The 19,367-nt window shown below is 37.4% G+C and carries 15 protein-coding genes; 11 read left to right on the top strand and 4 right to left on the bottom strand.

All coding sequences use genetic code 11. From position 1 onward, the window contains the following. Window positions 1–493: 493 nt before the first annotated feature. From rhlB to ORQ98_RS18620, 3 genes are all read right to left on the bottom strand, one after another. Window positions 494–1,939, bottom strand: a complete 1,446-nt coding sequence (gene rhlB / locus ORQ98_RS18630; RefSeq protein ID WP_274690320.1) for an ATP-dependent RNA helicase RhlB — start codon at window positions 1,937–1,939, stop codon at window positions 494–496. A 411-nt stretch (window positions 1,940–2,350) separates the two neighbouring features. Next, entirely contained in the window at window positions 2,351–2,797 is a 447-nt protein-coding gene (locus tag ORQ98_RS18625) for a hypothetical protein (protein ID WP_274690319.1), read from the bottom strand. Window positions 2,798–3,135: 338 nt separating this feature from the next. Continuing rightward, on the bottom strand, window positions 3,136–3,987 hold the full coding sequence (locus ORQ98_RS18620) for a vWA domain-containing protein (protein WP_274690318.1): 852 nt from the start codon (window positions 3,985–3,987) through the stop codon (window positions 3,136–3,138). 333 nt (window positions 3,988–4,320) lie between these two features. Between ORQ98_RS18620 and ORQ98_RS18615 the strand changes: the two genes are divergently transcribed. After that, window positions 4,321–5,046: a type 2 periplasmic-binding domain-containing protein gene (locus tag ORQ98_RS18615; protein ID WP_274690317.1), complete on the top strand. Its 726-nt coding sequence runs from the start codon at window positions 4,321–4,323 to the stop codon at window positions 5,044–5,046. Window positions 5,047–5,121: 75 nt separating this feature from the next. On the opposite strand, the gene ORQ98_RS18610 is transcribed toward ORQ98_RS18615, so the two are convergent. After that, on the bottom strand, window positions 5,122–5,433 hold the full coding sequence (locus ORQ98_RS18610; protein ID WP_274690316.1) for a hypothetical protein: 312 nt from the start codon (window positions 5,431–5,433) through the stop codon (window positions 5,122–5,124). 1,441 nt (window positions 5,434–6,874) lie between these two features. On the opposite strand from ORQ98_RS18610, the gene ORQ98_RS18605 reads away from it, so the two are divergent. The 10 genes from ORQ98_RS18605 to ORQ98_RS18560 all read left to right on the top strand — a co-directional run bounded on the left by ORQ98_RS18605 (window position 6,875) and on the right by ORQ98_RS18560 (window position 19,350). Further along, a complete protein-coding gene (locus ORQ98_RS18605; RefSeq protein WP_274690315.1) occupies window positions 6,875–7,270 on the top strand; it encodes a tail fiber domain-containing protein in 396 nt (131 codons plus the stop codon). Window positions 7,271–7,334: 64 nt separating this feature from the next. Further along, window positions 7,335–7,808 (top strand): tail fiber domain-containing protein, encoded by a 474-nt coding sequence (locus tag ORQ98_RS18600; RefSeq protein ID WP_274690314.1) that lies wholly within the window; start codon window positions 7,335–7,337, stop codon window positions 7,806–7,808. 297 nt (window positions 7,809–8,105) lie between these two features. Then, window positions 8,106–8,549 carry a nucleoside deaminase gene (locus ORQ98_RS18595; protein WP_274690313.1) on the top strand — a complete coding sequence of 148 codons (444 nt, stop codon included), beginning with the start codon at window positions 8,106–8,108 and terminating at the stop codon, window positions 8,547–8,549. Between the two features lie 409 nt (window positions 8,550–8,958). Then, window positions 8,959–9,231 (top strand): RNA recognition motif domain-containing protein, encoded by a 273-nt coding sequence (locus ORQ98_RS18590; RefSeq protein WP_274690312.1) that lies wholly within the window; start codon window positions 8,959–8,961, stop codon window positions 9,229–9,231. Window positions 9,232–9,718: 487 nt separating this feature from the next. Further along, window positions 9,719–11,527 (top strand): zinc-dependent metalloprotease family protein, encoded by a 1,809-nt coding sequence (locus ORQ98_RS18585; RefSeq protein WP_274690311.1) that lies wholly within the window; start codon window positions 9,719–9,721, stop codon window positions 11,525–11,527. Window positions 11,528–11,541: 14 nt separating this feature from the next. Next, window positions 11,542–12,204 (top strand): hypothetical protein, encoded by a 663-nt coding sequence (locus tag ORQ98_RS18580; protein ID WP_274690310.1) that lies wholly within the window; start codon window positions 11,542–11,544, stop codon window positions 12,202–12,204. 245 nt (window positions 12,205–12,449) lie between these two features. Beyond that, entirely contained in the window at window positions 12,450–13,400 is a 951-nt protein-coding gene (locus ORQ98_RS18575; protein ID WP_274690309.1) for a type VI secretion system Vgr family protein, read from the top strand. A gap of 1,180 nt (window positions 13,401–14,580) precedes the next feature. Further along, window positions 14,581–14,805, top strand: coding sequence for a hypothetical protein (locus ORQ98_RS18570; RefSeq protein WP_274690308.1), 225 nt, complete (start codon window positions 14,581–14,583; stop codon window positions 14,803–14,805). 8 nt (window positions 14,806–14,813) lie between these two features. Next, complete coding sequence (locus ORQ98_RS18565) at window positions 14,814–16,040, top strand: radical SAM/SPASM domain-containing protein (protein ID WP_274690307.1); 1,227 nt, start codon at window positions 14,814–14,816, stop codon at window positions 16,038–16,040. 1,552 nt (window positions 16,041–17,592) lie between these two features. Next, window positions 17,593–19,350 carry an ATP-dependent nuclease gene (locus ORQ98_RS18560; RefSeq protein ID WP_274690306.1) on the top strand — a complete coding sequence of 586 codons (1,758 nt, stop codon included), beginning with the start codon at window positions 17,593–17,595 and terminating at the stop codon, window positions 19,348–19,350. Window positions 19,351–19,367: the final 17 nt, after the last annotated feature.

Below are 19,367 nucleotides of genomic sequence, written 5' to 3'. Positions count from 1 at the left end.
CTGTTGGTAGCTAGGGCATGCATACGAGTCATGATTTCTTTTTAGGTTTAAAAAATAACCAATATGCTCAGAGTGAAAGGTATAGCAAATTAAAGAAATAACAAAAAAAGCCGGCATATAGCCGGCAACAGTAGTAAAGTTATTTAAGGCATCTGATAACAGATTATCTGACGGCGTACCCTTAAATAACTGATAGCGAGAGTAGATAGTCAATGCTTGAATATATGTGTTAACTGGCTAGCTATCGCTCAATATATGCTGCTCTTCTGTTGCCAGAAGTACTATTGGGTTTGCACAAATTGAATGGAGCTGAACACCGCCAAGCAAAACTAACTGTATAAATATACAGTATACTGGCAGTATGTAAAAGTGTTTTTTACTTTGTGTTGAATAGCCTTTAGTCTAATGACAGTAGTAAACAGCTAAGAATAGCCTGATCAGTTGTATATTTGAGGTAAGTACTTGGTTAGTAGGAGAGAAAAGGCAGCAGATGCTACCTTCTCCTTTGTGGCTTTTTATGGTGGCCTGTTTTTTTATACTGCTTGTGTGGTTTACGGTGATGGTTTTTGGCTGGAGACGTTTTGCCTTTAACAGGTAAACGTTGAGTCAAATAGCTTTCAGGTGGTTGCTCAATTGTTAATGACATGCCTAATAGTTGCTCTAACTCTGGCAGTAAAAATGCGTCTGACTCACCTGTTAAGCTTATGGCAACGCCGGTTGCCCCTGCCCGCCCCGTTCGGCCAATACGGTGTACATAATCTTCAAGGTCATCAGGGAGGTTGTAGTTAATCACATGGCTAATGCCATCAACGTGAATACCCCGTCCCGCCACATCAGTTGCAACTAAAACACGGATTCTGCCTTCTCTAAAGTCTTCTAAAGTACGGAGCCGTTTTTTTTGGGCTACTTCACCAGATAATAAGTCACAACTAATACCTACCTGATAGAGCAGCTCTTGTAACTTGCGCGTTTGATCGCGCCGGTTTGCAAAGACAATAATTCGGTGAAGATCTTCTTGTAAAATCAGATTAACCAGCAGTTTCGCTTTACTGTTTTCTTCAACCATATAGAAATGTTGAACAACTGTATCGGTTGTTACCTGCTCAGGTTCAATTTCTACTTTGACTGGTTGGTAGGTCCACTGATCTATTAAGCGGGTCACTTCATCATTAAACGTGGCGCTAAATAATAGGGTTTGCCTGTCTCCTCGCTTGGGAGTGGCTCTGACAATTCGCCTGACTTGAGGTATGAAGCCCATATCTAACATACGGTCTGCTTCATCAATAACCAATACTTCAAGCAAGTCTAGGTGAATATCCTGTTTTTCATAGTAGTCAATTAACCGGCCGGGTGTTGCAACTACAATATCTAAAAACTCATTATGTAAGTGTCGGCGCTGCTTATCATATTCCATTCCACCCATGATAGTGGTGACATTAATTGAGCTAAACTTACATAACTCTTTGGCATCATTAGCAATTTGGATTGCCAGCTCGCGAGTAGGTGCCAGAATTAGTGCTCGAGGTTCTCCTGCATAACGGGGAGTAGGGCTGGGTGTTTCTAATAATTGCTTTATGGTGCTAATGAGAAAAGCGGCGGTTTTTCCTGTGCCGGTTTGAGCTCGGCCAATCGCATCGCGTCCAGCTAAAGTGGCTGTTAGTACTTCAGCTTGGATTGGCGTACAGTAACTAAAGCCCAGGTTGTGTATTGCTTGCATGAGTATATCTGGCAGTTCGAAGTCATGAAAGCGCGTTTTACCCTCAGCTTCAGGCACAGCGAACTCGCTGATATTCCAGCTCGCTTTGTTGGGAGAGGAGGAGGATTTTTGATTAACGGTTTTAGAGGGTTTATCAGAAAGCTCCTGACTTTCTGGTGATGAGGGAGAAGTTGTTGTTGTGTGGTGTTTGGGTTTGAATATCTTATTGAATATCTTGATCAAAACTCACCTACATGCTTAAGTCACTTATCTGATCCTATTTTGTGGAAAATAATACGTCTTTTATGAAAAATCGCCAACTTTTTAACAACACTTGACTTGTTAAGTGAAGGTTAGCAGAAGCTTGAAATAATTGGCATTGAAAGAATACAAGTAGAGAATAAGGGTAACAGGGAGATTGGTTGAGTTGTGATCAGTAACCTTTTGTGTTTTAAGTTGATATCAGTTGCGCGCTTGTAGAGAGTTTTGGGCTTTAATAAACAGGCTAGTGTAAATCGTAATAGGTATAAAATGCCTTCACTTAAGCCACATTGAAGCTCTATGTGGCCTGGTGAGATGTTTGGTGATCAGTGTATTCTAAATAGCTTCCCTGCTGATATGGCTCTCGTAGAGCTGAGTGATTCGTCAAAGGAGTTAAGCTAGGCATTGAAAGTGTGACTGAAACCCAACTGTTGGGTTTAACATTGCCTCAGTGGTTTCACCAATTCGACAAAACAAAAAGGGTTGCTTGATAGTATCTTGCTGATACTCTGCAATAACTTCTATTTTGCCTACCAGTTCTCTGCTGAAGCTAGCTTTTTCCTCAATAGGAATACGATATTCAGTGTGCTCTGGGCCACCAATACGCTTTACTTCAAATTGCTCAAGATAGCTACAGGCAATCTCAAGCCTAATAACATAAGCATGGCCATGCTTAGGCAAGTACCATTCTTTTGCTATTTGTTTTGCAAATGATTCGTGTAGCAATGGGTAAAAAAACTTTTGGCCAAAGACATGGGATGGTATTTGACTAAATTCAAGTTTTTTTAGTGCTTCAAATTGATCAGGCCCAATTGGCCGAAAAAGCGCTGTTGTTTTCATTGTGTGCCTGTCTGGAACAAGGTTCTCTTCCATTAGCTTGTAGTAAGTAGTATAGGGAATATGTATTAAAGTGCTGTGCGGCTGTTAATATTTTTTTATTGCCAAGATGAAATTATGTTTAAACTTATAGCTAATTCTCACGGTCATTTTACTCAGCTAAACATATAAGTTGTCTGAACTATGTAGCCACTAACTGTATTGGGGTGCAATGATGGCTATAAGTTTAGTCCTTTTTATTAGCATATACCTCTCACATATAAGTTTTAGTGGCTGGTTTCACGCTAGCAAGTTGGTTTGTTTTGGGTTTGAGTAATAAATCACTATTTTACCCTTGGAGCTTATAGTGAATGAGATAGTAAGGAAGTAGTTGCTTTTATCTCTTTGGTTAAACTGGTTGGGGTAATTGAATAGCTTTGCGCTACAGGAAGTGCTAGCAACTGCAAAGCTATATTGGTGTTTTCAGTTTTGTTTGAACCCAGCGAAATAATCTGTAGCGCTCTACTTTTAGCATGAGCTACATCCTTCACTAAGATAACATGTGTCTGACTTTCAATTACGAATGAAAATAATTGTTTTTTGCCAATATGGCGCTGAGTAAACTCTAATAACTGCTGATAACCAAGTTGACCACTCGACAGTAAAATGATCTGACTGTTACCTATGTCTTTTGGGACTGGGGACGCTGCTGATACCCGAAGGGCAGGTAGAAGTTCGCCTTTTCCATTAATGGATAGTGTGTCTACGAAAGCAATAGCATCGGCTACACTTAGTAAGTTTGCACGCTTTGAGTTGGGAAATAGTTGTTGGAAGTTGCTATTAACAGCAATAATGTTAAAGCGATCGTTTGGTGTTAACTGTAAAAGGGCTTTAATTAACAACGTTTTAGCCGTGCTCAAGCTGGGCTTAGACATAAGTTGTGAGCTATCAATGATGAAAAGCTGTTCTTTGGCTATGAGGGGTTGTTCAGACTGTTGGTTGGCCAACAAGTTGGTATCACTGATAATGGGCTTGCTTTCGGTGTATTGAGTTAGGGATAGCAACGGGTGGAAGTATGTTTGCTCTGCACCCGACTGAAAGCTAGCCAATAAGGTCATTGCTATTGTAAGCATAAGACAGCTGTACACTAGATAGCGGAGCCGATAGTTGATATAGACCTTATTTTTATTTGGTTTCATTTTACTAATGGTCATTTCTTGGTGTCCCCTATAGTTTGTATATACTATGTGTCTTCTCCACAAATAATGTCTTGGGCTTTCAATATCCAAAGTGCATATACTTCTAATCACACCTTACTAGGGAATTAAACCAAGTAACTAGGCCAGTTAAGAGACTAAAATAGGCAGTTTGATGATGCATTATGGCAAATTATGGCAAGGCTTAAAAATATGGTCGATGACCTAATTGGAGCATATTAGTAAGAGTTTATTGTATTTAGCTAGACTATAAATATACAGGAGAATAGAAAGAGGCCAAAATAGTATTAGCTATTTTAATGAAGTGCTTTTTTGCTAAAAAGGTGCTGAATGAGAAAGTATTGTAATTTTTTATGCCTTGTATGCCTTGTTTGGGCATCATCTTGTTTTTCTGCAAAAAAGTGGGTGATATCCACAGGTGAAGGTGCTGATTTACTTGTTCAATTAGTTATTTTGGTGATGAAAGAGGCTTATCATAATATAGGTGGTGAGCTTGAGGTTAGATATTATCCTGGTTGGAAAAGAACGTTAATTGAAGCAAATAAAGGCAATACCGATGGGGAACTATTCCGTATTTATGGCACTAATAGAGATTATCCAAATTTAGTGATGGTACCAGTAGCTGTTGCCCATATAGAGGGAGTTGCTTTTACTGGGAAAGAAGAATTAAAAAGGTTTACTATTTCTGGGTGGCGCAGTATTCAGCATAATACGATTGGCTATATTAGAGGCATTAGGTTTATTACGAATGGTACCAAAGGATTTTCTGGTGTGGAAGTTTTATCCAGTATGGAGCAGTTATTGCAGAGCGTTAATTCTCAGCATCTAGATTTTGGTATTAACGATAGGATAACTCTGGTTCCTTTTTTAAAAGCTAATGAGTATAGCAATATTAAAATTCTAGAGCCACCTCTTCAAAAAATAAAGCTTTATCATTATCTGCATAGGCGAAACTCTAAGCTGGTTAAGCAAATAACAAAAGTGCTTGAAACAATGGCGAGTGAAAATAGAATTAAAGCTATTCGTGATGATTTTTTTCGTAAAATAGCTAATTAAATTGGCTATTTTATATATTTTAGAGAAACTTCCTATATCAGAGTAGATACTATAGGTTAAAATACTCAAGTCCTATTACTTTGACATTTGGAATAAAAAATAAGCAAGTACTGCAATGCATAAAAAGCAGCTAACTGCCACTAGTTCAATTATAAATACTACTTTATATTGGCCAAGCTCAGGTCTACGGATGAGCTTGGCGATCAAGCTATACCAAACAACCAAAAATACCCCAAATACCACCAGCACACTGGTGTAAAGCATGGCAGGAAATAGCAATGCAGATAGTATAAGTGGTAACCATAAAATCGCAATATACACGAGCTTTCGGTTTATGGAGGGAGGAGACTCCTCAAGCTTGTTGTTATCAACATCACTATCTGTCATTGGTAGCTTTATAACCTAGTAAAAGCTCTAATTTTATATCTTAGTCAAATAGAAAAATATCGCCTAATTATTAACTGAATTCGTATTGAGTAAACACTAAAAAGCTTCGCATTTGATACAACCATTATTAGGGATAGTAGTAGGCTTAATGCTAATTATTTCTAATCATAAATGCTACTAATAATAGGTGACTATTCCTCCTTCAAATAGTTTTCTATATAATCTTAAGAAATGTATAAATGTTGTTATTAACTCTTTAGGGGGTGGTAAGCAGCATAGAGTTGGGGGGGAGGGGTGTTTTGATGCAGGGATATCTTTTAAATCTTGAAAAGTTGTTTTTTAAAAGAATAGAATCAATAGTTTTAACAGAATTAACTTTGCAAATAAAGCAAAGGCTATTGGCTTGTTTTATAAGCAATTAGGCAAAGTATTTCTCTTGTGGAAAGAGAGATAGGGGGATTATTTGTATTTAGCAGACAGGTCTCAAGCGAGTTGATAGAGTGGAACAGTGTTGCATTAGAATAAGTAAAAGATGAAAAAGTTAATGGAGCCTTTTGTTGAAAAATATTTAAACTTGGCGCGATGGTTCTTTTTATGACTAGTTATAACCTGGAGTACTGGTTTATGACTGGTTCAGCAGACATGTTTTATCCTAAACTAGAAATTGGAGATGTTTCTGTTTTGATAGTAAAAGGCAGTTATCTATAAATACAGATGATACTCCACTTTCATTTGAAGAAAATTCATCACATCTTTATAAAATTACATTAGTTGCAAAAGATCGAGTTCCGATAGAGCATGTTTTTGAGCTGAATGGTTTCATACTTGGTGGGCCTGCTTTAAATGCTATAGTACAGCTTAATAATACAGTTTATGATAGTTCTTGTGATTGGGATAATGACGATCCAAGAAGAGTATTTTTGCAGGGATCTCGTTATAAAGTTGAATAGCTTGTTTGGGCATGTTAGTTATGAAGGATTAGCAAAAGAATTTAAAAAGTAAGACAAAAAATAACCCAGGACTGTTTAATTATATAGAGGAATATAGACCCGTAGCCACTATACTTCCTGACGAGTTGGAGGAGCCAACAGAAGATTAAGGTAAGTACGTAATAAATCAATATTTTTTAAAAAGCCCCTGTTAGGGGATTTTTTTCAATAGAAAACTACATCCCTACTAGATATAGCTATGGAAAATGCTAACTAAATAAACTTGTCCTAATTTCAATGTTGAAAGTTGGGTGGGAATGAATCAATAAAGCGTGCTAACAACTTGTTACTATGTAGGTCTTTTTTTGTATAGTACTAAAAGTGGTTTTTTATAGGTATTAATGAGCGGCTTTTAGATACAGTTTGTTACAAAAATAAACTATACTTTTGCTTTATTTCGGAGTGATACTTTGTTGTAACATTTGATATAAATAGCGTACGACTGAACTATAATGAAAAAATTATTCGCATCAGCTTTTTTAATTGCAATTATATCTATTTCAAATGCTTATGCGTACTGTAATACCAAAAGCTGTGCTGTGCGATTTAGTGATATAAAACTAAAGGAAAACCCAGTACAAATAGATAATGCTTTAGAAAAGTTATCTCAATTAAGAGGAGTATCTTTTGTATGGAATAAAAATAATAAAAAGGACATAGGAGTCATTGCTCAAGATGTGGAAAAACTATTTCCTGAACTTGTGCAAAATTCCATCATTAACAGCGAAGATGGTAAAATTAAAACTTTAAAAACAGTAAATTATGCTGGCCTTATTGGGTTATTAATTGAGGCTGTCAAGGAGCTGAAAAAAGAGAATCAAATCTTGAGTGATCAATTAAGATTATAACTTATCTAATTAGCTACTTTCCAAGTTAGAATAATTGATGTAAATAAAATACGGGCGAACGACAATGAAAAAATTAATTGGCATCTTAGTTCTAGGGTCAATTTCAACACTTTCTCACTCTTATTCACACGAGTCATGTGTGCTTCAAACTGGTGCTACGACTGGCAAAGCTTACTGGGATTGCAGGGCAAATCCAAATTTTATGCGTTTCAGCGACCAAAGTCTGAAAAAAAATACTGTCCAGGTTGATAAAGCCTTAGAAAAAGTATCCAAACTGAAAGGAAAGTCTTTTGAATGGAAAAGTTCTGAGGAAACTGGTATAGAAAACCTTCCTCAAGGAAAAGATATTGGTGTAATTGCTCAGGATGTAGAAAAAGTGTTTCCTGAGCTAATTCAGGCAATCAAAGTTACAGATAAAAGTGGTACTGAAGTAACACTTAAAAAAGTTAATTATGCTGGGCTAGTTGGTGTTCTAATCGAAGCAGTGAAAGAGTTAAAACAAGAGAACAAGGAACTACGTGAGCATTTAGGTCTTTAAAAGCTATTATTATTTGATTCCACTCCAAATTAAGCCAAGGATAACCAACCTTGGCTTTTTTATTACCATGAAATTGATATCAATTGACAATATTGTCAGTACTATCATTTCTAGTCTTGACAGCCTGGATTTGGTTTATTTATGTACTGGGTTGTTGTCTTATAAGTGGATGGACGGCAAGTGCTGTGCTTCTTCACATCCAAACAAAGTGATAAATCTTGCGTAGGTCCTTACTAAACAATACAGTAGCATTAAGCAAACTCAACCAGGCATTATTGTACTTTAGGATGAATTGAAATGGATAAGTTCATGGAAGCAGCTATAGAGGAAGCCAACAAAGGCCTAAAAGAAGGGGGGATACCTATTGGCTCTGTTCTTGTTCATAATAACCAAATTATTGGAAGAGGGCATAACAAGAGGATACAGAAGGGCAGTGTAGTGCTTCACGGTGAAATGGATGCATTAGAAAGTGCGGGGCGTCAACCAGCTACTGTCTATCGTGAGTGTGTTTTATATACCACGCTATCACCATGTCCAATGTGTACCGGAGCTATATTGCTTTATCAAATTCCTAAAGTGATTGTTGGTGAAAATATTACCTTTAAGGGACAAGAAGATCTACTGCGAGAAAAAGGGGTAGAAGTTGATGTTCTTCAAGAATCAGAGTGTGTTGACTTAATGAAGAGCTTTATTAAGGCTTCACCTGGGTTGTGGAATGAAGATATTGGTGAGATAGATTAATTTCAGGTAAGTGTTCACTCGTGCAACCTGGCTCTAACACTAACTGAATGGGCAATATTTACTCCATCAGCTACATAGAGCAGTGATAAACAGTAGTAAGCTTAACGTCACACCTCGCTCTTAGTTCTAGTAACAACTATCACTCACCCAGCCCTAGCAGAACTCCACAATTCACACAGCTACAAAGCATACAGTATAGAAAGTGTGATTCTGGGGTGATGCTAGCTGGTATTAATAGTATTAAACACCAAGATAGAGTAGTATGCTGCGTCTAATTGATTTGTAGTTATTAGATAAGTTTGACGGAGTTACAACGAATCATCTAAAGATGGTTTTCTCTATCGAGTAATTTGTGTGTTTGGTTTTCGATAGTGCTATCTCTATCAACACACAAAATAGAGGAAAGTCTATGAAAATGTACGTTGGCAACCTGTCTTATAGTGTAACAGCCGATGATTTGAGAGAAGCTTTTTCAGCTTATGGCACTGTAGCAAGTGTGGATCTTATTACTGATCGTAACTCAGGTCAGTCTAAAGGCTTTGGTTTTGTTGAAATGGAAAATAACTCTGAAGCTGATGCGGCTATCAAAGGGTTAAATGGTACCTCTTTGCAAGGCCGTAATATCAAAGTGAATCAAGCACAACCTAAATCTAACAGCCGTCCTCAACGTAGAAGGTATTAATACCTTTTAACGTAATATCCTGGGAGTGAAAAGCTTAAGCTTTTGGCTTCCGGTGATAGCTTCAGTCTCTATTTTTCCGCATATACATCCAAATTTTTATTCTATTCCGTTATTAATTGAGAGTATTTCTCGTGTGAGTTTGGTCTCCATTTTTGGATAAATCTCACCCAGTAAAATTTTCAGATAATGATTTAACTGTTTGATTTTGAAGAATAAAACTTTCAAAATGGACTATGTGCGAATTGAGTGCGGAAAATATTACAAAAATAAATAACTTTTATTGCATGACTTAATCCCTGCTTACCTTATGTGTGTTTGTATAGCATGCCTGTTTAATTTTTAATCGATTTTGTGAAGGCTGTCGCAGATCAAAACTTGATCAGCTCAAGCTTTGATCTGCATGTGAACTCAGTCACGCTTAAAGATCTTTAAGTGGTTAATATCTGATCACTTTTAATTATGCGCGTTGAGTTTAAGGAGAGTCTGCATGGCAAAGAAGAATCTTAAGTATTTTTTAGGGGTCTTAGCATGTACTTCTGCAACCCTAAATCTTGCTTATGCTAATGAAGTCAGCCTTACACCTAATAGCAACGGTGGAGGGGTTTTGCCATCAGGCTATGATAAAATCACCTTTAAACTTTATGATGGAAACTGGACTAAAAATATAACCTTACCAACGACTCCAGCTAATGGTTCTCAAGTTGCCATAAACTCTGTAGCTGGATACAAATCTTATTTAGATACCGGTTCTGTAGACATCCCATTAAAAGAGCTTGTTATTTCAAGAAATGATAGTTATTCCTTTACTTATAACCATAATAAAAACTCCTGGGTAATTAAGGGAAACAATGTAAGCCACTTAACTCCAAATGACAGTGGAGCAGTTATCCCAAATAACCCAACTAAAGTAACTTTCTATAACTTATCAAATGGTAACTGGGCGCGTAAGGTAACTTTACCTAGCCAGGCATCTGATGGTGATTATGTTGTCTTCAGGTCTGATGCTACCTGGAGTGCTCAAATCAGCTCTGCAAATCAGTTATATAAAAGTACAACTCTCCTTAAAACGGGTGACGAATACGTTTTTAAGTTTGATAAAAGCTTTCAGAAATGGTTATTAGAAAAAGCGCCAGTTCGTTCTTTAACGGCTAAAGATGCAACTAGCCATATGCCTTCACCAACTTCTCCACGTACAAAGGTAAAATTCTATGATGGCAACTGGGTACGTACTCTTCATCTCCCAGCTGTTGCAGGCAATAGAGACAAGGTAGTGTTGCAGTCAAATGCGACATGGACTGCGACTATTGATGGAGCAAATATTAATAATTACCAGTCCTTGAAATTAAATACAGGGGATGAATACGAATTAACTTACATTGCTGAAAATGAGCAGTGGGAAGTCACTAAAAGCCCAGTTAAGGTTTATCAGGCAAAAGAGCTGGTAAATGGCCGAGTACCACAATTAGTTAGACCAAACTCAATTATTGAGTTTAGTAACGGTAACTGGGTTCGTGACTTATATTTACCATACCCTTCACCTAAAAATACTCGTGTAACGGTTAAAACTGATGCTGCATGGTCTTTTAATGTTCATGGGATAAATAATAACGATGATAATGCAGTGAGCATTGAAAATGGGCAAACGGTTTCATTTAAGGTTGATGAAAACGGCTTGTGGCAGCAAGAAACTCTAGTGATTGATATATTGATGCTCTATAGCGACAAGGTAGCTTCAAAGCTAGGGGAGAGTGCTGCAAGGGCTAGAATGTTTGAAAGCTTTAGCTTAACTAATGAAGCACTTGAAAACTCCGGTGCAAACTTTCGTTTGAGAATGGTTGGCCTTAAGAAAATACAAGCTAAGAGCCATTGGCAAAAACTAGGTGATCCCCTAAGAGAGCTGCGTAACGACGAGCTAGTACAGTCTTGGAGAAACGAGCTGAATGCAGATGCCATTTATTATGAGGGAACCGAAGATGGTTGTGGATTAGCTTGGGTCAGAGCTAGCTCATACAATATGGTTGGAACAGGCTCAATCAATTGTGGTACGACTGTAATGCGCCATGAGTTTGGACACAATATGAGCCTTAACCATGGGGTTGATCATGGTGATACAAATGGCAACTATGCTGTAGGTTATAATGTAGTTAAAAGTGTGATGGGTGGTAATGCGATTCCTTTCTATGCCACGCCGAAGCGTTTTTCAGAAGCTCACGGTATCCCTATGGGTATCGAGGGACAGATAGATGCAGTAAGAGCAATGAATGAGTTTTCATCAAAGGTAGCCTCATACCGTTAAAGGTTGATAGCTCAATGAGTAAAGAAAAACTGGCAGGAGTTCTAGTTGTTTCAATAGCGATAGTGATAGGGGCCTTTTTAGGCCTCTCAATCACTCAAACTCCTGATCGTAATAGCAATACTAATAGTGAGCCCCCTCCAGCTACTGTTAAAAAAAATGAGTTTACTCCCCCTGTTTTAATAAACCTGCCTGCTAGTGATACAAAAAAGAGTGCACCCACCTCAATTGCAACTACCACTGCTGTTCCAGTATTAACTCAACCTGCTGAAATAGAGTCTGTAAAAAAAGAGTTTGATTATCTCAGTGACCGGCAACTTCATGATGGTCGAAGCTTCATTCGTTTTGAAACGCAAGCATTAAATAAATTTGAAGTAGGGCATACCTTTCATATTTCATTTATTGATGCTGGACAAAAATATACAGGAAAAGTTAACTCGATTACTGAGTTTGAAGGTATAAAGCGTATAACAGGGAGCTTTGAAGGTTTACAAAAAGGGCAAATCAATCGATTCAGTATGACTATCTCAGATGATGGCAGTTATGTATCTGCCAACTTTTCTCCTGGCATAGAGTCTTATACCCTAGAAGCAAAAAATGGCCTTGGTTGGATAAATAACTTAAAAAATGAAGAAGATTTTCTTCATGAGTCTGAAGAAGAAATGACTAAATTAAAATAAATTATATTTTATTAATTTCTACTTGAATATAGTCACCTTTGTTAAGGTTACCATTCATAGTTTGGATGATGTTTTTTATCATCCCCAGTCTCGTCAATAAGAATTCCATAATGCCTGTTAATCATCTCAATGCTCTGGTCCCCCATTTGGCTTGCTATCCAGAATAGGTTTTCATTTCTTGCTATATTAGAAAGTGGATACCGGATTAAACAAACCCAGATTAATAATAACCAAATGGTGATTACATGGTCGAAGCTATCAAGCGGATTGTATTAAATTGTTTTCCAGAATTAGTCGGTAATTATCATTTACCACGCTTTGGTCGTGTGATAGCCATCAGTGATTTACCTGAACAAGGGAGTCTCTGTGATGAGTTTAGGCCTCACTATGCGGTGGATATTGAGGTATTAAACGCACAAGGCAAACCCGATAAACAATTACCCATCTTGCACAGTTTAACAGTCCCCATGGCGATTGCGGGCCAGGAACAAGGCTTTTATGGCATACCAGAGGTAGGCACCTGGGTGGTGGTCGGGTTTGCATATGGTCTGCCTAATAAGCCATTCATACAACAACTGTTACCTAACGGTTTATCAATGCCCAGCCTTGAGCAAAAAGAACAACGTTGGCAGCCTAATCCATCAAGCTACCAACGCTGCAATCACAAGGGCGCCTGGGAACGAACCTCAGACAGTAGTATCAGGGATGAGAGTTTAAGTTATCAGCTGGAAACGCTACATCAGGAAATTAAAGCCCAAACCAGTCAAACGACAGTAGTTGAGCACAGCACTGAAACGATTGGTGGAACCAAGGCCATAGAGTCGATGGGGAGCCTTAAACTACACTCAGGTGGTACCGCTGAATTAGCCGTAATTGATAATCTCAAGATAGCGACAGGCAATGATAGTCATACTGTTGTAGGTAACGATATGCAGGAACATATCAACGGGATTAAACACAGCCTGGCCAAACTGAAACAAATCACCCAGGTCAAAGACGGGGGTAAAGTCTGGCTGGGTAATGAAAGTGACAATGTACTGCAACTGTTGTCGGAGTTTATGGCGGTGGTAGAGCAGGCGTTTTTAGACCTTTCCAGTCATGGTCACACGCCCGCTGGGCCTACTAATAAGTCTAGCCTAGTAAAACAAGCGGGTACGGTGAAACAATTCAAAGTACATCTTGATGTAATGCTGTGACAGCATTGTCCTCCTATCCACAAATGCTTGTCCATGAGTGCAGGATCACGATACTTACATAGAGGTAGTCATAAAAAATTTGTATAAAATTTATTTTTAAGTTAACCCTTATAAAAGCTTTAAAGAAACAATAAGTAGAGTCCGGGTTGAGTTTACTTTGTATAATAATATTTGATTTTTCTGGTCTTGCTATGTACTAATTTTGATTTAGTATCTAGTGTATGCTTGGAAATAAATGAGTATGCAGCATGAAGAAGATTTATTTTTTTCAAGAAAGTAATTATTGTTTTTTTATATTATTATAACTGAAAGCTTGGTTTTGGACAAAGTGAAACCTTTTGGTTAAGGTCAAAATAAGTAAGTTATTTACAAATATCACCAGAGCTTCTAGTTGTTTTATGTATGGTGTTTTGAAAGAAAATATATTTATGTACCCTAAAAATAGAAAAAAGCATTTTTCAGTTTTTAGTCTGTAATGTGAACTCTAATCTCTTGCTTTGCACTCTCCACAAGCATCGATCATTAAGGTATTATTATACAATATTGTTAGGCTGCATCAGAGTGATGTTCATTCAAATAGTCTTTTTTTTAGAAAGAGACAATCTTAAAAAGATTAGAATAATCACAGATAATGAGTCAAACCATGAAAAATTGGATAATATTGTTTATGATCACAGTATACTCTCTAATCAGTAATCAAAAGAAAACTTGATCAGTACAATTGATGAGTTTAATTTCTATTTTTCCAGTGCTATACCAAGTTTCATTAAAATTTCTCCCTTAGAAAAAATGAATATATAACTGAGTGAATGTAACAATAAAAGGAGGTTATACTTTTATTGCTAAAATCGAACAAAGATTTGATAAGGTCGAAAATAATAAAGTTATAGAGTTTAGAGAATAGTTTGAAACATCTTGTTCAATAATTGCTGGCCTAGCCTGCGTAGCAACAATTATTGGTATTGTGATCAATCATCTAGGAAATAGCCAAAAGAAAAGCATAGAAATCTATAATGAACAAGAAAGGTTTGCACTTATGAAGTCGTCTGATAGGTTGAAAGTCATCAAGAAAATTGAAACTGTAAGCCTAACAAAAAAATCCAAGTGTCGCCTTTCGCGCACTTGATTTGGACGTTAGTTATAAATTAACAACATAAACATTCAATCGCAGGAGATAACGATGACTGAAAAACCGAATAACCCCAATGTAGATACGACCATAAAGGTTGGCGGTGCATCCGATACGAACTATTATGAGGCGCTTTACCAAATTATCCAAGATGCCCAAGCCGCAGGATCAGTTGTCCAGATAGTGACAATCTGGCCATCAACGGGATATGACGAAAGTGCCTTTCAAAAAGTAATGGCTGATGATTGCCAGCCCAGTGGATCCTGTCCGAAATAGGTCAGTTAATGAAAGTAGCAAAGCAAATCTATATTTTGCAAGGTGCAAGCCGCGCAGCATGTTACGATTTAACCCGAATGAGATGCTGGCCAATAGATGAGCGCGAACTGCAATTACTACGGCAGCTTGCGCGCGGCCACTCTCCTAGAGCTGGAGCTGACAATCTAAAGTCCTTGGTACTTATGAGGAGGCGTGGTTGGATAGAGCCAGGAAGGCCTGTTGCTAAAAACTTAGAATTACCATTAGCAACCAATCGAGCCCCTAATAGCAAGGTTCATCATGTCTGGTTAGAGTTGACAAAATCTTGCAACCTAACTTGTTCTCATTGCTACGCTGAATCCGGGCCAACAGTGAACCGAACTAATGAGCTTTCCACTAGCGAATGGATAAGCGTGGTTGAGGAGGTGTTGAGCTATGGCGTCAATGTTTTAACCTTTATTGGTGGAGAGCCAACAATACGTTTAGATTTGGCTGAAACTTTAGCGAAGCTTGTTCGCGAAACGAACCCAAAAATTAAGTTAAGAATGTTTAGTAACTTTTCTATTCCTTCTCGCATGCAAGCCCTCCGTTCTTTTGTCGAAGCTTATGATGTAGAAATTGGTACAGCTATATACGGAATAAACGCTAAGCAGCACGATGAAATGACTGGGGTCACTGGATCATTTGCGCGTACAATGAACGCTATAGAAATGATGAGAACAGGTGGAGTTGATGTTTTTGTGGGAATGTATGTTGATCTGAGTGCGCCAGCATACAAAAAAGAGTGTATTGAATGGCTTCGTTCCATTGGAATAAAAAGATATGAAGTAATTGCTCCATCTCAAGTTGGAAGAGGCGTAATTAAATTGTGGAAAATGAAAAAATCCAAAAATTCGAACAAAAAGATTTTCAGTTTTACCGAGCGAAATTTCAATAACGCTGGAGTGGGTCATAATTGTTTTTTGGACCATTTTGCAATAAAGCCGAATGGAGATGTCTCGCCATGCATAATGATGCGAAATTACAATTATGGAAATATAAAAGATACTTCCATAAATCGCATTCTTAAAACGGCTCTTTATGAGAAGATTTCTTCGTTATCAAAAGATAATATAGAGGGTTGCTCTGAATGTGAATTTAGGTACGCTTGTTTTGATTGTCGGCCAGATGCAATGGCTAATCAAAGTAATTTAAAAACAAAACCGGCTTGTGGGTACGACCCAAGATTGCCGCTAGACGCAGAGTTGAATGAATAATTTATATAGAATCAAAAACGAGGCGGTTTTAAAAGGGGCTGTGCATTTTAACTCCAACATATGCATACAAGATATTGCGACAAGAATTGGAAATGTAATAAAGGATCCAGTGAACGGAAAAATAATCGATCGATTGAAAAATGACTTAAGATCCAGGTCATGCCCTAAATACATCTCATATGGACAACCTAAGTCGGAAACACCATTTCACACCGACTACCCTAACCTATTTACCCCTCCAAAATTCATTCTCTTGCAGTGCGTCTGCGAAGGGTCATTGCCTATATCAACACAATATGTTCATGTGGCACGTGGAAACCCTTTGTTCAACAATGCCTTGATTTGTGAACCCTGGCTTATTAAAAAGTGTACGGGCAGGTGGCAGCGGTGCAAAGTTATGGTTACATCATTTCGTAATGCACCCTTAATACGTTTTGCAACAAACATTATGCGACCCATGTTCCCTAAGTCTTCTGTCTTAACAAAGTTGGCCACTCAAGCAGCTGACTATTTTCCCGCGCATCACTTCCAACTAAAGGCGGGCGACTACCTACTTATTAATAACCACGCAGGATTGCATAGGAGAACATTGTCTGTTGGCAGCGAAATGGGAAATCAATGCAGAGAAGAAAGCGATAGAGTTATTGATAGAGTCCTCATTGGGTAAGAGTTCGTATCTAGCCAGCTCTCCCCACATCATTCTGCATGCGGATCCGCACAGGCCAGTTCATTTAACTTACCCGATAGAATAACGAGCTTTGATCCATCCTTCCCTTAGTGAAAATAGTCCTACCTTTCATTATTTAATGCTTGTTTGTTCCCTTGTGTTTTTGAGTTCTGCCAAGGACCTTTACTGGTAAGGCTACAGCTGCTTGAACATGGGCTAAGTTTCTGTCTTTGGTTCTTGGTTTCTCTATTGATGCCAATAACACCTCTCGTCGTTTTTTCAATAATCTATATCAACACATGAATGATACGCATTGGCTATTCCATAGTAATTGATCGAACCATGGGGATATTGACTGTGTTTAAACAATAGGAGTTGATTAATCTTCAACATCCTTGAAACTATTTGGTTATAAATGAAATTTAATTTAGTCGTAATTAAAACAGTGAGAAAAAGCACTCATCCTCCCCACCTGCGGTTTTTGCGTCATAAAAAGTTTGCGTAAAATTATTTGGGTTACTAAATATCTGCAATGGCTTGTTAGCTAAGGTGTTTAGGGGAAAGGGGGGGGCTTTCATGAAGTGAAACGATGTTAAAACATATGAAGTGATATTCACTTTTAGTGTAAGTCAATTAATATTTTAATTAGAAAAGTATATGTATAAGCATGCTTTTCTAATGGTTTTTCTACTGTTGGGCAGAATGTTTATCAAAAGACTGTATTTATATACAGTCTTTTTTTGTAGTCCAGAGAGATGTAAGGGTTTGATCAGTAGTGATCGTTAAGCACGAATATAGAACTTAATGAAGGACTTGAATGTAATTGATGCAAACAATGGACAATATTATCACAGTTACATATCAACAGGGATTTTTGGTTATAAAATGAATATTGATAAAATACTAGTTAGCAATTTTAGGTGTTTTTCAAAAGAAGAAAATAATATACTTTTAGAGTCTGATCTTACTTGCTTTGTTGGCAATAATGGTTCTGGTAAAACAACAATCATAATGGCTCTAAAACGCTTGTTTGGTTTGACTAGAGAAGATCGCACGATCACCCAAGATGATTTTTTTCTTGCACCTAATGAAGACTATAAAAGTATAAATGGACGTGAACTATATATAGAAGTTATTTTTTCATTTCCTGAGCTGGAGGAAGGTATTCAACAGGCCCGTGAAGTATGCCCTGTATTCAGTTCTGTGATCTATGCTGATAAAGAAGATGATAAAAAGCTGAAAGCAAGAATGCGTTTAGAGGCTCAATGGGATGAGGCAGAGTATGAAGATGAAGTTCAATCTAAGATATATTGGATAATGACTCCGGAAAATATTGGTTTTGGAGAAGATAAGGACTTCAAAATTCCAGTTTTACTTCATGACCGTAAGCAAATCAAGTTGAGATATATACCAGCTTTCAGAGATTCAAAAGCCACACTTAAAAATGAAGTTAGAGCTTTGACAAAAATTATTTATGACTATACAAGTGTATCTACTTCGCATCAGCAGGAAATAGAAAAAATTAGTAGTAATCTAAGTTACCAAATTCAGAACCTTGAGTCTATCAAGTCGGCGACTAGTTTGATTAAAGAAATTTGGATCAAAACTCATGATAAAACATTAAGGCATTATCAAGAGCCAAAATTAGAAGCAACATCAACCAAGCTAGGAGAGCTTCTAAAATCAATATCTATTAAACTTGCTCCATCAGAAAATGGAGGAAGCAGAGATATAAGTGAGCTAAGTGATGGTCAAATAACACTTCTATATTTTACTCTTGCCATTGCACTTTATGATATAGAACAAGAACACCATAAAGGGCAATTAAAAGGTTTTAATGAGCTTGATCGAGAAGTTCCTATATTTACGATATTTGCATTCGAAGAACCAGAAAATCATCTTTCACCTTATTATTTAGGCCGGATTCTGAAGATTTTACAAGCTAAAACAAAAACATCTAAGGTTACTGGTATAGTGACTTCTCATTCAGCTAGTGTTGTACGCCGTATGGAGAGGGTTGAGCAAATCCGGCATTTTCGTCAAGTAAATACTATTGATTGCCGTTGTTCTAAAGTTAAAAGAATACTGTTGCCGCCTAGTAAATCTGAAGAGGATTATAAGTACATTAACCAAGCAGTTTTAGCTCATCCAGAACTGTATTTCTCCAAGCTAGTTATTTTGGGAGAAGGAGATTCAGAAGAAATCGTTATTCCAAAATTGGCTGAATTGCTTGGTTTTGATTTAGATCCATCGTTTGTTGCCTTTGTAAAACTTGGAGGCAGACACGTTAATCACATGTGGCGTTTGCTAACAGAGCTACAAATTCCGCATGTAACATTAGTTGATTTAGACTTATGTAGGGCAAATGCTGGTCAGGATCGCATCAAGTATGCAATAGATGAATTACAGGAAGTTGGTAAAGTTTTTAATTTTCCAGATAATACTTCTTATCAAGATTTATGTGATGCTCATATTGAATTGTATGAGATCGATGAAATGATTAGTAAACTTGAATATGAAGGAGTATTTTTCTCATATCCTCTTGACCTAGATATGGCAATGATAAAAGCATTCCCGGAATATTATACCCATAACGAATCATTTTTAGGTGTAACTGAGTACCTAATCTGCAAACTCAGCTAATCCATTACCCATGATTG

Source organism: Spartinivicinus poritis (genome assembly GCF_028858535.1).
GTDB classification, from domain to species: Bacteria; Pseudomonadota; Gammaproteobacteria; order Pseudomonadales; family Zooshikellaceae; genus Spartinivicinus; species Spartinivicinus poritis.
This window is presented reverse-complemented; position numbering and strand designations above follow the sequence as displayed.